The sequence below is a fragment of the Limnothrix sp. HT2024 genome (genome assembly GCF_059138625.1).
The window spans coordinates 383,723-399,398 of sequence record NZ_CM181121.1 but is presented as its reverse complement, the minus strand read 5'-3'; the positions used below and the strand labels follow the sequence as shown (position 1 = coordinate 399,398).

Genomic DNA, 15,676 nt, shown 5'->3' with positions numbered 1-15,676 from the left:
GCAAGAGACCCCAACCGAGAACCTGGCCATGAACTGGGCAATTGAAACCCGTGGTTTAAGTAAACAGTTCGATCGCAAGCTGGCCGTCAATCAGGTGGATTTGAAAATTTCCCCTGGGGAAGTTTATGGGCTAATTGGCCCCAACGGAGCAGGCAAAACCACTCTGATTCGGATGTTGGCGGCCGTGGAAGCGCCAACTCTCGGGGAAATTTTGATTGATGGTGAATATTTAACGGGTGAATCTCTCAGCGGTGAAGATCCCCATCGGCGCGGTCGGCGGGCAAAACTGAAACAGCGAATTGGCTTTTTACCGGACGATTTCCCGGTCTATGAAGATCTGACCGTTTGGGATTATTTGGACTATTTTGGGCGGCTCTATGGCCTGCGGCGATCGCACCTGCGGCAGCGGCTTTATGAAGTGCTGGATTTGGTGCAACTGCTGCCGAAACGAGATAGCCCGATCGCCACCCTTTCGCGCGGCATGAAACAGCGGCTGAGCCTAGCTCGCACCATTATTCACGAGCCGATTTTGCTCCTGTTGGATGAACCCGTTTCCGGCCTTGACCCGATCGCCCGTTTGGAATTTCGCAACCTGATGCGGATTTTGCAAGGGGCTGGCATGACCGTGCTGATTTCGTCCCATGTGCTCAGCGACTTGGCGGAACTTTGCACCGCGATCGGGGTGATGGAACTGGGGCGGTTGGTGGCCAGCGCACCTCTGGAAGCCCTCTACGCCCAATTTGCACGCCACACCCTGGTCATCACAGCCCTCGATCGGCTCAATGATTTGCAAACGATCCTGAAAGCCGACCCAAGGGCGATCGCCTGGGAATGTCATCCCACCACCGGCCGCATTACTGTGGATTTTCAGGGTGATGAAACCGACTGCGCCAACCTGCTCGGGGAAATGGTGCGGGCCCAAATTCCGATTGTGGAATTCCGGCGCGATCGAGAAAGCCTGGAGCAAATTTTCTTGAAACTGGGACACCAACAAGCTTCATGAACCCCCACCCCTCACGTTGGCTGAATCGCCTGCAAACCACCCAACGATCGCTCAAAATTCAGCTCGATCGCTGGCTCGATCGGCTCGGAAACTGGAATCCCCAACTGCTGCGAGAACTGAAAGGCAACTGCACCTCGCGCAACTTGACCTTAGCCACCCTCAGCTCCCTGATTGCCCAAGCAACCTTTTGGATGTGCTGGCAAAGGATCGCCGTTGAAACCGCCACCGTTGCCACCGAAACCGAAGGCATCCTGCGGTTTTATTGCACTGGCGAGGCCGATGAAGAACTGCGAGCTTGTGAATTGCTGTCATCCTCAACCTTTGCGGTGAATTGGCCCATATGGTGGCTGGACTTGTTCTTTTGGCTGTCTTCAATTTTGGTGGGCCTGTTGGTTTTGGGTGGCACTCAGGCCCTGATCGCCAACTGGCTTGAAGAAACCAAACAGGGAACCCTTGACTTCATCCGCATGACCCCGGAACCCAGCCATCGAGTTTTGTTGGGAAAACTCTTGGGTGCGCCGGCCCTGATTCATTGGGCAGTGCTGCTGGCCTTGCCCCTACATACCCTAGTTGGCCTGCAAGCGGGCCTTGGTGTTAGCGGCCTGTTGCTGGTGGATGGCACAGCGGTGGCTTTTCTAGGCGCGCTTTATCTGTTGGGGTTGTTTTATGCCAGCGTCAGCGACAGCAGACAAGCCCTATCCGCTTGGGCCTTTGGCATTTTGGGCCTCTTCCTGTTTGCCCCCGTCCTGACGATCGCCCGAGGGGTGATGATCCGAGGCACGATGGACACCCCTGTATCCCCTTCCTGGGTGTGGTTTGGTCAAGATTTGATCGTCCAGCCGCAGCTTTGCGCCGCCATCGCGATCGCTGGGTTTGCGGGGGTGGCCCTGGCTTTTTGGCAAGCCGTGACCCGACGGTTTCAGAACCCCGCCAACACCTGCATCACCAAAGTGCAAAGCTATTGGCTGACGATCGGGTTCAACCTGTTGGCCATGGGGTTTTTTGTGCCCTGGCATCCAACCCAATTCAAAGCTTGGGCGGTGGTGGGTTTCTTTTGGCTGATTCAAATGTTCGCTTGGGTGGTGTTGCTGCTGCCCCCGCGCCAAACCCTGTTGGACTGGGCCCGCTATCGCCATCTCCAAAAAACCCGAGACGCGCGATCGAACCAACGGGCGATCGATGACTGGCTGTGGGGAGAAAACAGCCCGCCCCTGTTGGCCTTGCTGGTGAACGGTGGGCTAACGATCGCCCTTTGGTCGCCTTGGGCCCTGGCCTTTGGTTTCAACAGCTCCACCCAAGGCCTGTTGGTGTTGGTGGCGATCGGCTGCACCACGGGTTTAGTGCTGCTCTATGGAGCACTGGCCCAGTGGGCCCTGCTGTGGCGGGTGCGCCAACCGGTCGCCTGGGCCACGGGATTGGTGGGAGCGGCGATCATCGGTTCGCTCGTGCTGGGTCTGATCATGCGATCGCGCGATGCGATCGGGTGGACCAATGCTTGGGACTGGGTTTGGCTCATGACCCCTGTGGCCCCGATGCTGATGGGCATCATTTCTGATCCGCTTTCCCTGAGCATGGCGGGAGTGGCCTTTGCGATCAACGGTGTGGCGGCCGTGGGGATCAGTTATGTGGCCCTGAACCAGCTCGATCGGCTGGGGCGATCGGAGTCGGCGGCGTTGATTCAGGGCGATCGCCCCCAAGTCTAGGAATCCAATAGGAACTCCACAGGAACTCAACCCGCATGATTCATCAACAACTCAAGCGGGTTCCATTCATTTTTTCACTCAGGCCAAATCATGAAATATTTTGTACCGAACCTCAAGCTCAGTGCCGATCTACCGCCTCAAAATCAGTTAGAAGATAAGCTGGGGGGACTCCCTTGGGGCCTGCCGCCAGACCAATATCCAATCTGTAGTCATTGCGGAAAAAGTCAGTCCCTTTTGGCACAACTCATTCACCACCCAGAGCGACTAGATTTGGGGCGATCGGGTCGTGTGCTGCTCGTTTTTCAATGCAATCACGATCCGGGCACATGCCCCACCTGGGAAGGGGGATCAGGAGCCAACGCCTGTTTAATTCTGGATCCGGAAGTATTGTCCGATCGCTTCGTGCCCATGCCAGCCGACTCACCGCCGCTAGAGTTGGAAGCCCGAATTACGACCTGGATTCCCAAAAAAGATGCGGTGACCAAGAATCAAAAACCAGCATTTTTTGATGATGATCAATATTGGGACTTGCCCGATGCTGCCACCGACAGCGTTGGTTTTATGACCAAGTTAGGCAGCGTTCCGGCATGGTTGCAAAGCCCGAGTGAAGCCCCAGGGGAAGGCTGGGTTTTTGTGGGTCAACTCAGCGATTCATACCAATTTTTAGAGCAGCCCACTAGTCCAATCGATATTTTTTGGGATGAATCAGAAAATACTTGGATTTGCGAGGGGCCGAACTTTGGTGATGGTGGCATTGGCTATATTTTTCTGCGATTTGGTGCGGATCAACCTGAAGGTTGGTTCTTTTGGCAATGTGGTTGAGGGTGGGTCGCAGAAAATAGCCTTGATCTTGCTGAATCAGTTAGCGTTCTGACTCATGCTGAAGAGTCGGCGGCTGGGGTTAGGTTGAGGCCGCGATAGATTTGCTCGATCGGGAAGCACAGATCAATACTTTTGAGGGCGATCGTGTCACCGGCTTGATAGTTCAAAATCAGCCAATCGCCTGCTTCATTCTTGTGGTACAAATCCACGGTGATGCTGGTAGAACTGACTAATAGATAGTCAATCAGCATGGGGTTTTGGCGATAGCGGCGGAATTTTTGACCGCGATCGTAGGCTTCGGTGCTTTCGGACAGCACTTCGACAACTAGGCAGGGATAGGTGATGTATTGGCTGGTGCTTTTGTCGCGATCGTCGCAACTGACGCTGGCATCGGGGTAGGTGTAATCGTTGGTTCCCAGGATGTTAACCCGAAGATCAGAGTTACCAACGATGTAGCTTTTATCCTCTAAGTGATTGTCAAGCAAGGCAGTTAGCTTGACAGCAATTCTGCTATGGGTATTATCACCCCGAATTAGGGGACATGCTTGGCCGCTAATCAGCTCATGTTTTTCAAGTTGCTGTTCTTCCCAGAGAAAATATTCTTCTGGCGTAAGGAAGTGGTGATTATCTCTGACAGCGCTCATGATTTATCTCCTGCAAATCAGATGATAAGCTTAGTAGTCATCATCTTTCTGCGACGTAACAAGTTTCGGCTGTTTCTAAGATATGGTCGCGAATTCTGGGATTTAGCGATTTGGGTAGTGCCGTAATTCAGTAATGATGAGCCAGTGAAAGTCTTGCGATGTAAGCAACCAGCCACCGAAAACTATCACCTCACAGGCAATACCTCAACAGGAATTTCAATGTGTTGGAGTTTCATGCACACAGTAACCTATCGTTCAATGCACCTGATCGCTATTTGAGGGAGGATAATTGTTGGTTTAAGTATAGAGTATTTTAAGTTATTTTAATAAATACTAAAACATCTTGACTGATCGTATGCATCCAAAATCAGGAAGCTTATCCTGATTTTATTGATGCCGAAAATCAACTTCTAGCCAGACAGGTGAACCAGCGATGATGCAAACTCAGACTTGGACATTTGGAAGACTCAATATAATTAGCGCGTACAACATGGAAAACAAGAAAAATCTTATAATGAGAGGCTTGGGATCTAATGAAACTGTTGAAGGGGGTCAATCGAAGTGGACTTTTGCCAATGTCAAGGAATTCATAAATAATAATGAAGAATTCATATACGGCACTCTAGTTCGCTATGCACCGAGAATGGAAGAAATAATGAACGAAGAGACGCACCAAATTGAAACTAGAGAAATACGTGGAAGACTCTTAGGACAGGTATTGTTCTTTATTCATGTTGAATCTGGAATCATTTCATATCATATTAGAGGCAAGCAAATTAGCAAGACTCAGTTTATTGACAAGTCTTGTGAAGTATTCAGAAAAGGCTTTAATGACTTTTTGATGGACGTTGACATACAAGCAATTCAGGATAGTGAATATGAATTTTCAGAGCGGCTCATGGATTTATCTAGGGTAGAGAGTATTAGAATATCTCTCCATCCGTCTAATCCCAGCTCAAGACCTGAATGGGATGATATCGATCAAGAGCTGAAGGAACTAGGTGCTAAAAGCTATACGGAAGATCTTAGAGCAGCTCCAAATTCCAATGGATTGAATCAGAGCAGTTTACTCAATCACTTTCTAAGTAAAATTCAGATGTCTATTGATGGTTATGGACTGACAGTAGTGAAAGGAGTTGATCAAGAAGGGAGGGAAAAGACAATTAGCACTAAGAATAATCCTATGACGGTCTCTGTGAAAGTTGATGATATGAAGGTGAAGGATGATAAGCAAGTTGAAAACCTTTTAGACCAACTCTCTAGCTCTTTTAGAGCTATTTTTTCTAGGTTCAATCACTAAATCATGAATCTCCTACAATTCTTACTAAAACTTGTTTCAAGGCATAGAGATTTTTTCTTATCCCTTATTGCCATGATTTTTTGTTATCAATTTTTTGCCAAATACCAATTCTCTAATGCATTCGCAAAAGACATATATGGAGTTGCTATTTCTGTACTTTCAATTATTTTTTCTGTATACTTTGCATCGATGGCGATCATTCTTTCTTCAGGAGATAATGACTTTCTAGAATTTTTAATTGAGCATAATACATTTGAGAGAATTGTAAAAAATATCAAAGCTGGTCTTACAATAATATTTGCATCATTGATGATATGCATAGTCTTATACATTGTCACAGCAGCTTGGATTGATTGGAAGGTTGAAAAACAGCCATTCTTTATGTTGCTCATATTTTTATTTGTATTTCTTTATGGAATGCTAGCAGCTTTAGAAACAGCAAAAGATTCTATTCGATACACTCTGTATAGAGGGAGATTTTTAGCTCTTCAGAAACAAAAACAACAACAAAATCAAAATACATCACTGGATATATCTGAGCGTAAACTCAACCAACAATCAATGATTTCTTCTATTTTATCTGCTTTATCTCGTTTTTTTCATGACTAAATCGGTCGGTTCTTGAAAAATCTGAAATCGTTTACTCGCAAAAGTGATAACCATTGACTATTGTTTAATAATAAATGACACTTGTTATTAAGACTGCTCATATCGTAATACTCTTACTCCATGACTGGATTAGCATGGTACTCGTTGGTTTATTTTCAGGGGGGTTAGGGGTTTACGGGTGGGCCGGGAGTGATCGCGAGTCGATCGCCCACTTTGAGACCCAACTGAGCCGATCGCCCTGCTGGCAATTCCAACACCGCATCCACCCATAGATTGGGGCCATAACTCGGGCAGGGATCCTCGCGGCATGGCGGCACATTCGCCTCGATCGCCACCACACGCCCCTCCCGCAAAAACACCATATCCAACGGAATCAGCGTGTTTTTCATCCAAAACCGCGCTAACCGAGCTTGCTCAAAGGGAAACAACATCCCCCGTCCCGGAGCCAACGATCGCCGAAACATCAGCCCGATCGCCTGTTGCTCCGGCGTGCGAGCCACCTCCAACAAAATCTCCTGAGTCCCGATCGTGGTGCGCGCCTCGATCGGTAACTGCTGCCCGCCCGGCTCTGGTTGGCTCGCCTCCAAAGGCGCACAGGCCATCAGCCCGATCGCCCCCAACACCAGGAGCGATCGCGCCAATTTGTGAGCCACCGCACCAAACAGACCAGGCCGATTAGGCGATCGCAGCGTCATACCTTCAGAGCCAATCCTTGAGCGTCCTAGACACTCACTAATGCAGCCGTCATCGCTTGGAACAGCGCCAACCCGTCCGTATTGCCCAACGCCGCATCGGCCGCCCGTTCCGGGTGGGGCATCATCCCCAACACATTCCCCTGATCGTTGCAGATGCCCGCGATTTGGTTCAAAGAGCCATTCGGGTTGCTGCCCTCATAGCGGAACAGCACTTGGCCCTTGTCCTCAATCTCCTTCAGGGTGTCCGGATCGGCATAATAGCGACCTTCCCCGTGGGCGATCGGTAGGTTCAGCACTTGCCCCGCCGCATAGCCATCGGCCCAGAGGCGGGCGCTGCGTTCCACCTTCACAGCCACCCGATCGCACACAAAATGCAAATTCTCGTTGCGAATCAGCGCCCCCGGCAGCAACCCCGCTTCCGTCAGGATTTGGAACCCGTTGCACACGCCCAAAACCGGCTTGCCCTGCTCCGCCGCTTCAATCACCGATCGCATGGCCGGCGAGAACCGGGCGATCGCCCCGCAGCGCAAATAGTCGCCATAGCTGAAACCGCCGGGAATCACAATTGCATCAAGATCGCTCAGGTCGCTGTCTTGGTGCCAAACCATGCGCGTGGGCAGGCCCAATAGCCCCTGAAACACCCACTGCATATCCCGATCGCAATTGGAACCCGGAAAAACGATAACGCCAACTTTCATGGACTGGAGCAAACCCGCGACTTGCGCTCCTATCCTATCGTGCGATCGGTTAACTTTAGTTTCATGCTCCTAACCGCTGACGATCTACTCTTTTTTCAGCGCTGCCCCCGGCGCGTCTTTTTGGATTTCTATGGCGATCCCAGTCGGCGCGCCCCCACGGCCGGTTTTATCCAAAAACTCCATGACGAGAGCGATCGCCACAAGCGCGATGCGGCCCAGCAAGTTGCCGAAAAGCTGGAACTCGAACCCGTGCGGCCGCAGTTTCGCCGGGGCGATCGGGAGGCGGGCGCGGCGGCCACCTTGGCGCTGATGGAAGCGGGGGCGGGGTTGATTGTGGGTGGCCTGTTGCGGGTCGAGGAAATCCCCGGTGTGGAGCTGGTGGGCCATCCCGATTTATTGGTGAAACGGCCGGGCCAGTCAGCTTTTGGCGATTGGATCTATGAGCCGGTGGATATTCGATTGGGCAAGAAGCCGAAGCTGGAATATCAACTGGTGGCGGCGCTCCATGCGGATTTGTTGACGATGATCCAGGGGGCGGCTCCGGCCAAGGCAGGGGTGATTTTGCGCGGTCGATCGCCCCATTGGGTGGACTTGCGGACGCGGCTGAAGCAGGTGCAAGACTTGCTGGCGAACTTGATCGACCAACTGATGGAGGACGATCGAGAGCCGGAGCTATTCATTTCCCGCAACCGCTGTTCCCTCTGCCATTGGGTGGGGGACTGCACCGATCGGGCGCGGCAAACCAAGCACCTGTCGCTGATCCCCGGTGTGACTCCCGCTCGCTACCGGGTGTTGGAGCGGCTGAAGATCCAGACGATCGAGCAGTTAGCGGCCACACCGGTCGATCGGCTCCAAGCATTTCCCGAGTTTGACGGTGCGGCGGAGGCGGTGTTGCTGCAAACCCGCGCCACCTTGACCCAGCAACCGATCGCCCTGGCCGTTCGTGAGGCTTGGTCGCCCGATCGCCTACCCGTTGCCCCGGTGGAACTCTATTTCGACATCGAAGCGGAGCCGGATCTATCGCTGGATTATTTGTTAGGCGTGTTGGTGGTGGATCGATCGCAACCGGAGCCGACCTTTCACCGATTCCTAGCAGAAACTCCCGAGGATGAGCAGCGAATTTGGGGGGAATTTTTGGCGCTGGTCGATCGCTACCCGAACGCGCCGATTTTCCATTTTTGTGAGTATGAGCGGGACGCGAGCAAGCGCCTGGCCAAGCTCTACGGGTTAAGTGCCCAGCGGCTGGAATCCCTGCTTGATCGGTTTGTGGATGTCCATGCTTGGGTGACGCAAACGGTGGTGTTGCCGGTGGAAGGCTATGCCCTGAAGCAAATCGCGGGCTATTTGGGGTTTGAGTGGCGCGATCGCACGGCCAATGGCTCCCAAGCGGTCTATTGGTACGATAAGTGGCTCAAAACGGGCGATCGTTCCTATTTAGAGGCGATCGTCACTTACAACGAGGACGACTGTTTGGCCACCTATCGGGTTAAACAATGGCTCGAACAATTTCATCAACAATCTGCCCAAACGATGCCAATTGATCGAGCGGAAATTGCGGTTTCGGCTGGTTGATGACTAGCGTTTTTTAGATTGACGATGTTTTGATTTGGACTTGTTTGATTTCTTGGGTCGGAGCTTGGCTTCTACTAATAGAAGTTGTGCATGATTTTTGGGTAATTTGGCTCGCAAGATCACAACAATTTCTTGGAACAGTTTTTTAGCTTGCTCGGGTTGCTCTAATTTTTCATAAATCTGCGCCAGGTTGAGCAAACGGAAAGCAAATTGCAAATCCCGAGGGACGGAGCGGCGGCGATCGATGGCAATAGCGCGACTGTAGAGGGATGCTGCTTCTGCGTATCGTCCCTGGGATTTGTAGAGGTATGCCAAGTTGTTGAGGCTGGTGGCGGTGTCGGGATGGTCGGCTCCTAGAACTTGCTCACGGATTTCCAGCGATCTCTGGCATAGGGATAGTGCTTTTGCCCATACCCGACTCGCCTTCAATTAAAAAATGCGGCAGTCATGTTCTGCCTTCATCATCTCCAGAAACGTTTGACGTTCTTTGGTGCGGTTTGCCAGCTTATGAATCTTTGCCATCTTGCTTACAGAAAATACTGATCAATCGTTTTGAACTAGTTGGGCTTGTCCGATTCGCGATCAATCTCCACCTTCTGCTTCCCATCCGCATCATTCTCGGAAAAGTCCACTCCGTCCCGACGAATGCTGTACTCTCCCTCACCCCGGAGCTTATTCCCCTGAAAAACCACCCCCACCCAAACCGGCTTTTCGTCTTCGGTTTCTGGCTCCGGCGGCTGAGCTTTCACACCCATCTTGCCACTGCTGTTAAACCACAGGGCTGTAATCCGATCACGCAGCAAAATTACAATTCCCAGCACTTGCTCACAGATTTCCAGCACTCGCCGGTAGAGGGATTTTGCTGCCTCGTAACCTCTCTGGGATTTGTAGAGTCCTGCCAAGTTGTTGAGGCTGGTAGCGGTGTCGGGATGGTCGGCTCCCAGCAATCGCTCACGTATTTCCAGGGCTTGCCGGTATAGGGGTTCCGCTGCCTCGTACCGTCCCTGGGACTGATAGAGTTCTGCCAAGTTGTTGAGGCTTTGGGCGGTGTCGGGATGGGCAGCTCCCAGCAATCGCTCACGGATTTCTAGCGCTCGCTGGCAGAGGGGTTCTGCTGCCTCGTACCGTCCCTGGGATCGATAGAGTTCTGCCAAGTTGTTGAGGCTGGCGGCGGTGTCGGGATGGTCGGCTCCCAGCAATCGCTCACGGATTTCTAGCGCTCGCCGGAAGAGGGGTTCCGCTGCCTCGTACCGTCCCTGGGATCGATAGAGTTCTGCCAAGTTGTTGAGGCCGGTGGCAGTATCGGGATGGTCGGCTCCTAGCGCCTGCTCAAAGATTTCCAGCGATCTCCGTAAGAGGGGTTCCGCTGACTTGTAGCGCCCCTGGCAATAGTAGAGTCCTGCCAAGCTGCTAAGGCTTTGGGCTGTGTGAGGATGGTTGGCTCCCAGCACCTGCTCAAAGATTTCCAGCGATCTCCGGAAGAGGGGTTCCGCTGACTCGTAGCGCCCCTGGGATTCGTAAATTAATGCCAAGTTGTTGAGGCTGATGGCGGTTTCAGGGTGGTTAGCTCCCAGCGCTTGCTCCCAGATTTCCAGCGATCGCCGGCAGAGGAGTTCCGCTGCCTTGTACCGGCCCTGAGATCGATAGAGTAATGCTAAGTTATTCAGGCTTTGGGCAGTGAGGGGATGGTTGACTCCCAGAACTTGCTCACGTATTTCCAGGGCTTGCCGGTATAGGGGTTCCGCTGCCTTGTACCGGCCCTGAGATTGGCAGAGGTATGCCAAGATGTTGAGGCTAGCGGCGGTGTCGGGATGATTGGTTCCCAGCACTTGCTCACGTATTTCCAGTGCTTGCTGGCACAGGGCTTCCGCAGCCCTGTAGTTGCCCTGTCCGGTATAAACCGTAGTCAGATTCTGTAAATGCATCGCCAGTTGCGGATGGTCAGCAGCCAAAAATTGCGCCTCAGCTTCCACAGACTGCTGCAATTTCACCAATGCATCTGCATAGTTGCCTTTTCTATAGTCAACGCAGCCTTGATAATGCTGCAAAACCAGTTGGCCTGCCCGTCCCAATCGTTGCTGCTGCTCGTGTTCTTGCCAACGAGTGAGCGCGATTTCAATTTTGTCTAAATTGCGATAATTCAACCATTCAAAAATCACAGAATCCAAGGCACAATCCCAGCGATTTGGATCTGCCAAAATTCGGTGATAGGTCATTTCAATCTTGGCATCAACCTCATCCAATCCGGCAAAGTAATCGCCCGCCCGTCGCGAATACAATAAAAATTTCTCTTGATCCGTTTTCCATAATTGATCTAAAAGAATATTGCGGCTGAGTTCATGGATATTGTGTCCATGCCCCACAAACTCTTCCACAAACTCCAAAGTTTGCAATTGCCCATAAAGATCTGAAGCTTGGTCAGCCAACTCTGGACAAAGAGCCGCCAAAACCGCTGCATCAAAAAAATGCGGAATCGCCGCCGCCCAAACCATCGTCGCCAGATCCCCTGGCAACTGAGCCAGCCGGGACTCCAACAAAACCCAATTCCGTTCCTCAACAGAATCCGCTTGCTGTAGCTTCTGTAAGAAATCGGCTATGCTGTCCATTTTGCATTCATCGTATTCAGAGCTTTAATCACTGACTCTGGAATTCCTCCGAGGTGAAGTGCCAGACACTTAATTGCATCTTCCGGTAATGTTTCAAGACCAACGCTCTTGGCATAGTTACACCACTCTTTTGGATCTTCAATGCCCTTGAGTGGAAAATGCTCGCAATTATCGCCCCAAACTGGATTATTGCAGTCAGGCACATGATGCCCCGCCACAACCATCACCACATTCGTCAGCTTCCGAGAAACGGTTTTTAACCAACGCCCACCGATCCATTGCTGCAGTGGTTCATTAGCTTCCTGAAACGTATCAAGAATGATCACAACTCGCTGACGTATTGCCAACAAGTCTTCCACAAAAGCTTCCATTAACTGCTCTTGTCGATACTCTTGTCCCCTTGCATCAACCCCAGGATTTAAAGCAATTGAAATTTGATTTTGCCCTGAAATATCATTGTCCGCAAATTCAACCCCACCAACATCCATTTGGTGCACTTGCTTCGTGAAGCGAGGAAAATTTTCTTTCCCTAAGTCTTCTAAAAACTGATACAAAAATGCTGGCAAGCTCTCCAGCCCCTTGCAGTCAAAAGCCACATAACTCACGGATTCAAAATTCTGGCACTCTTGCCGAAAACTCCTGAGCAACGTGCTTTTGCCCATGCCCGACGCGCCTTCAATCAACAAAATTCGGCAGTCATGTTCTGCCCTCACCATCTCCAAAAACGTTTGGCGTTCTTTGGTGCGGTTTGCCAGCTTATGAATCTTTGCCATCTCGCTTACAGAAAATCCCGATCGACCGTTTTGAGCTAATTGGCCTTGTCCGATTCGCGATCAATCTCCACCTTCTGCTTCCCATCCGCATCATTCTCGGAAAAATCCACCCCATCCCGCCGAATGCTGTATTCTCCCTCACCCCGGAGCTTATTCCCCTTAAAAACCACCCCAACCGGCTTTTCGTCTTCGGTTGCTGGCTCCGGCGGCTGGGCCTTCACACCCATCTTGCCGCTGCTGTCAAACCACAGAGCTGTAATCCGATCGCGCAGCAAAACCACAATCACGATCGCCACCAAGCCAACCACAACCGCCAAATAGACGAACTCCATGCCCGATCGCCTCCGCTATTTCTGGACTGAGTGTAACTTATCACCCAACCAGGTCGATTCCGCTAGCGCGCACTGGTGGCGAAGATCCAGTCGATCGCCCCCATCAGTTCAGGCAATCGATCGAGCGTGTAGCTTATTGGGTGTTTTGTGAAGGTTTCCCCCCACAGCCGCCCAAATTCCCATAACTTCCCGTTGGAGACAATGCCAAACAACGGGCGATCGCCCTCCTGGTTCAACCGTTGCGCCGCCCACAGCTCCGCCAAACATTGACCCCAACCCGCCTCAAAATCATCCCGCTTGGCCTCAACCACAATCAAATAGGGCTGCTCAAACACCACCTTTCCTCGGGGCGATCGCCGCGCCACCACATAATCCGGCGTACCCGAAAGATCATCGCTGTAGCGCAGCGGTTGATGACTCCAAATCAGCAACTCGCCCACATACGATCGCCATACTTCCGTCAAAATGGGCGAGATAATATTTTCGCAAATCGCATATTCCGAATTGAAAACTATGCCTTCGGTCAAAACCAATTGCAAGCGATCTATAAAGCTGGGATCGATCGCCAAGGCATGATGTTCAAGGAAAGATGCTTCCTGATAAGTCATCGGGAACTCTGCCAAAACATCCGCGACGGTTTTGTACTGTGTGAATGACATGATTAGGATTGAAATTGGATGGAATTTTAGAATCAGGAAAGTGCTTTTAGAATTTTGGTTTAATACAATAAATTTCCCGATCGATGATTGAGAACTCAACCACCATATCGGGAATTATTTGGAGCTGAATGATCACTGGGGCAACCCGCTCGACGAACGCTGTTAGCTTGAGCGTGCCTGATCCAACAAAGCAACCAAGTCGTTTTTCTTGGGGTTTGGTTTGCTCGCCAGACCATGCAACCGCACCAGATCCTTGAGTTCTTTGACCTTCAAAGACTTCAATACCGATAATTCTGGAATGGGGGTCAATGGCGGCGGCGTAATGTAAAAAACGCGCTCTAAATAGTCCAGCTTTGGCCCCTTGGTGATGCCACACTTTAGCTTTGTGATTGGCTCCAAATCTGACCAAGTTTCTCGGGGGGCTTCGCTGATCCGGGGAGCTGCGAGCTGTACTTTCAAGGTTTTGAGTGGTGTGTCTGGCTGGCTCACCACATATTCTAGCGCTTCAATAATTTGGTCATAGGATGCAAAGCTAAGGTTAATGCGGGGTGCAATTTCTTGCGACAAAACCCGCGCCACCTCGATCGCGAGTTCGCTATCTTCCGCCACCACGCACCAAATGCGATCGAGTCCGGCTTCTGCGGCTGCTGAATAAACAAAAGAGTTGCCGATCACTTCATAGTCATATTCAGGGTCTTGAATTTCTCGAACCACCACGGGCAACCAGTTTGATCCGCCCGATCGCGTCAGAATGTCTGCTGCTCCTTGCACCAAAAAGCTAGGCGCGGCTGTGGGCAACCCAGACCGAACTTTGTGCATCCAAAGATGCATCAGATTCCCAACATTGCTCATTGGATGAAGTACTCCTTGGCAAGATTCAGGTAATAGTCACGAGCGGTTTTGTGGGCGTAGACTGCTGGCAAGCGCGAGAAGCTGGCTCCAGAAATTTCGGCATGATTTTCCAGCTCAAAAACCCGATAGTCTTTTCGAGCATTGGTCAATCGTGGAAAAAAGTAAGGTGTAAGGTCAAATTTATAGTCTTTCTTATGGCGTGCAATTAACTCTTCTAGGTAAACTCGCACGCGCTGGTGCTGAGAATTGGAGAGTTTTTCGCCATTGAAGAAAATCGGAAGGGCGATCGGGCCGCCATCTTGTCGCTTGGCCTGAATGGCTGGAAAGAATTCGCGAATGGCTTCGGCGGCGTTGTCGATCGAGTAGACATTGTTGGGCTTGACTGGCATCAAGATCACATCGGACGCATAAACCGCCTCTTGGCTGAAATATTGCCAGTTGGGTGGTGAATCAATAAAGATATAGTCATACTCAGAACGCAGGGAGTCGATAGCTTTCTTGAGCTTGTGATAGCCAATTTTACGAATCAAATCGTTGATGTCAATGCCCTTGCTATTCGGGTCATCGGTTTTGAGATCTTCAACTTTTGGGGCGGGTAGGATGTCAATGCCGTACTCTTTGTTGGCTTTCTTATCGAGCTTGCGATAGGTCGCGATCGCCTCATGAATATCAAGTCGATCGTCGTCTAAGCAATCAAACAGGGTTGGCGATTGACTGGTCACCTCCAGGGTTTCGGTTAAGTCCCGTTGGTTCGGGTCAAAATCAATCACCAAGGTTGAATAGCCAATGAAGTTGAGAAGGCTGGCTAGGTTAATGGTGGTGGTGGTTTTGCCTACGCCGCCTTTGTTGTTGTAAACCGCAATCACCAAGGCGCGGGAAGGTTGGCGCAACAGGGGAGCAATCTGGTCATGAACCACTTGATCGATCGTTTCGGGTTTGATTTCCAAGCAGGGAGTTGCTGGAAAAATCACCTTATGGTGCTTCCGAAAAAGTTGCATGTGGACTGAATTGATGATCAATCCCCATTGGGCGTTTTTGCATTTGGGTGCTAGCAGATAGCGCCGCAATTGATTGAAGGTCGATCGATATTGCGGCGTGCCATAGCTTAAATTGCTATCGGTTCCCTTCGCTTCCACCAGGAAGTAGGGATCCACGGGAGATTGAATAAACGATCGCCCTTCTGAGTCGTCATAGCGTGCGGCAAAGTCAACGTGATCTGCACCCTGGCCCGTGGCGAATTGGGGAATTCGTTTTTGCTTGTCGAACCCCAAGACATCCATCAGAGCGTCAACAAAGTTCTGGATGACAATTGCCTCAGGAGCGGGAGCGGGCACAGTGCGGAGTGCTTGAGCTAGGACTGGTTCATTTGCCATAGGACAGTCAAGGAAGTTCGATCGCCCATATCATC

The 15,676-nt window shown here is 51.1% G+C and carries 16 protein-coding genes; 6 read left to right on the top strand and 10 right to left on the bottom strand.

Translation table 11 applies throughout. The annotated features are described in order from the left end of the window. The first annotated feature begins 22 nt into the window (after positions 1-22). The 3 genes from AC2IAX_RS01685 to AC2IAX_RS01675 all read left to right on the top strand — a co-directional run bounded on the left by AC2IAX_RS01685 (position 23) and on the right by AC2IAX_RS01675 (position 3,528). Positions 23-1,003: an ABC transporter ATP-binding protein gene (locus tag AC2IAX_RS01685; protein ID WP_494390253.1), complete on the top strand. Its 981-nt coding sequence runs from the start codon at positions 23-25 to the stop codon at positions 1,001-1,003. Next, the gene (locus AC2IAX_RS01680) at positions 1,000-2,706 is read left to right on the top strand and encodes an ABC transporter permease (RefSeq protein ID WP_494389044.1); all 1,707 of its coding nucleotides are present in this window, start codon (positions 1,000-1,002) and stop codon (positions 2,704-2,706) included. Before AC2IAX_RS01685 ends, AC2IAX_RS01680 begins: the two co-directional genes overlap by 4 nt. A gap of 90 nt (positions 2,707-2,796) precedes the next feature. Further along, positions 2,797-3,528: a hypothetical protein gene (locus tag AC2IAX_RS01675; protein WP_494389043.1), complete on the top strand. Its 732-nt coding sequence runs from the start codon at positions 2,797-2,799 to the stop codon at positions 3,526-3,528. A gap of 53 nt (positions 3,529-3,581) precedes the next feature. Here the strand turns inward: AC2IAX_RS01675 and AC2IAX_RS01670 are convergent, their stop codons facing one another. Further along, positions 3,582-4,172, bottom strand: coding sequence for a Uma2 family endonuclease (locus tag AC2IAX_RS01670; RefSeq protein WP_494389042.1), 591 nt, complete (start codon positions 4,170-4,172; stop codon positions 3,582-3,584). Positions 4,173-4,605: 433 nt separating this feature from the next. On the opposite strand from AC2IAX_RS01670, the gene AC2IAX_RS01665 reads away from it, so the two are divergent. Together AC2IAX_RS01665 and AC2IAX_RS01660 are read left to right on the top strand one after the other, a co-directional pair. Continuing rightward, a complete protein-coding gene (locus AC2IAX_RS01665; RefSeq protein ID WP_494389041.1) occupies positions 4,606-5,472 on the top strand; it encodes a DUF4747 family protein in 867 nt (288 codons plus the stop codon). A gap of 3 nt (positions 5,473-5,475) precedes the next feature. Then, positions 5,476-6,081: a hypothetical protein gene (locus AC2IAX_RS01660; protein ID WP_494389040.1), complete on the top strand. Its 606-nt coding sequence runs from the start codon at positions 5,476-5,478 to the stop codon at positions 6,079-6,081. A 164-nt stretch (positions 6,082-6,245) separates the two neighbouring features. Here the strand turns inward: AC2IAX_RS01660 and AC2IAX_RS01655 are convergent, their stop codons facing one another. Together AC2IAX_RS01655 and purQ are read right to left on the bottom strand one after the other, a co-directional pair. Further along, complete coding sequence (locus AC2IAX_RS01655) at positions 6,246-6,683, bottom strand: DUF192 domain-containing protein (RefSeq protein WP_494390252.1); 438 nt, start codon at positions 6,681-6,683, stop codon at positions 6,246-6,248. Between the two features lie 119 nt (positions 6,684-6,802). Continuing rightward, positions 6,803-7,474 (bottom strand): phosphoribosylformylglycinamidine synthase subunit PurQ, encoded by a 672-nt coding sequence (gene purQ / locus AC2IAX_RS01650; RefSeq protein WP_494389039.1) that lies wholly within the window; start codon positions 7,472-7,474, stop codon positions 6,803-6,805. A 63-nt stretch (positions 7,475-7,537) separates the two neighbouring features. Here purQ and AC2IAX_RS01645 point away from each other — a divergent pair, with 63 nt between their 5' ends. Then, positions 7,538-9,046, top strand: coding sequence for a TM0106 family RecB-like putative nuclease (locus AC2IAX_RS01645; protein WP_494389038.1), 1,509 nt, complete (start codon positions 7,538-7,540; stop codon positions 9,044-9,046). 3 nt (positions 9,047-9,049) lie between these two features. Here AC2IAX_RS01645 and AC2IAX_RS01640 read toward each other — a convergent pair whose 3' ends face one another. The 7 genes from AC2IAX_RS01640 to AC2IAX_RS01610 form a co-directional block, all read right to left on the bottom strand. Further along, positions 9,050-9,475: a tetratricopeptide repeat protein gene (locus AC2IAX_RS01640; RefSeq protein ID WP_494389037.1), complete on the bottom strand. Its 426-nt coding sequence runs from the start codon at positions 9,473-9,475 to the stop codon at positions 9,050-9,052. A 128-nt stretch (positions 9,476-9,603) separates the two neighbouring features. Beyond that, the gene (locus AC2IAX_RS01635; protein ID WP_494389036.1) at positions 9,604-11,652 is read right to left on the bottom strand and encodes a tetratricopeptide repeat protein; all 2,049 of its coding nucleotides are present in this window, start codon (positions 11,650-11,652) and stop codon (positions 9,604-9,606) included. After that, on the bottom strand, positions 11,640-12,425 hold the full coding sequence (locus AC2IAX_RS01630) for an ATP-binding protein (protein ID WP_494389035.1): 786 nt from the start codon (positions 12,423-12,425) through the stop codon (positions 11,640-11,642). Before AC2IAX_RS01630 ends, AC2IAX_RS01635 begins: the two co-directional genes overlap by 13 nt. Before the next feature lie 35 nt (positions 12,426-12,460). Then, entirely contained in the window at positions 12,461-12,757 is a 297-nt protein-coding gene (locus AC2IAX_RS01625) for a hypothetical protein (protein WP_494389034.1), read from the bottom strand. 62 nt (positions 12,758-12,819) lie between these two features. Beyond that, a complete protein-coding gene (locus AC2IAX_RS01620) occupies positions 12,820-13,416 on the bottom strand; it encodes a hypothetical protein (RefSeq protein WP_494389033.1) in 597 nt (198 codons plus the stop codon). A 162-nt stretch (positions 13,417-13,578) separates the two neighbouring features. After that, the gene (locus AC2IAX_RS01615; protein ID WP_494389032.1) at positions 13,579-14,235 is read right to left on the bottom strand and encodes an SAP domain-containing protein; all 657 of its coding nucleotides are present in this window, start codon (positions 14,233-14,235) and stop codon (positions 13,579-13,581) included. 29 nt (positions 14,236-14,264) lie between these two features. Beyond that, complete coding sequence (locus AC2IAX_RS01610) at positions 14,265-15,641, bottom strand: AAA family ATPase (RefSeq protein WP_494389031.1); 1,377 nt, start codon at positions 15,639-15,641, stop codon at positions 14,265-14,267. Positions 15,642-15,676 lie beyond the last annotated feature (35 nt).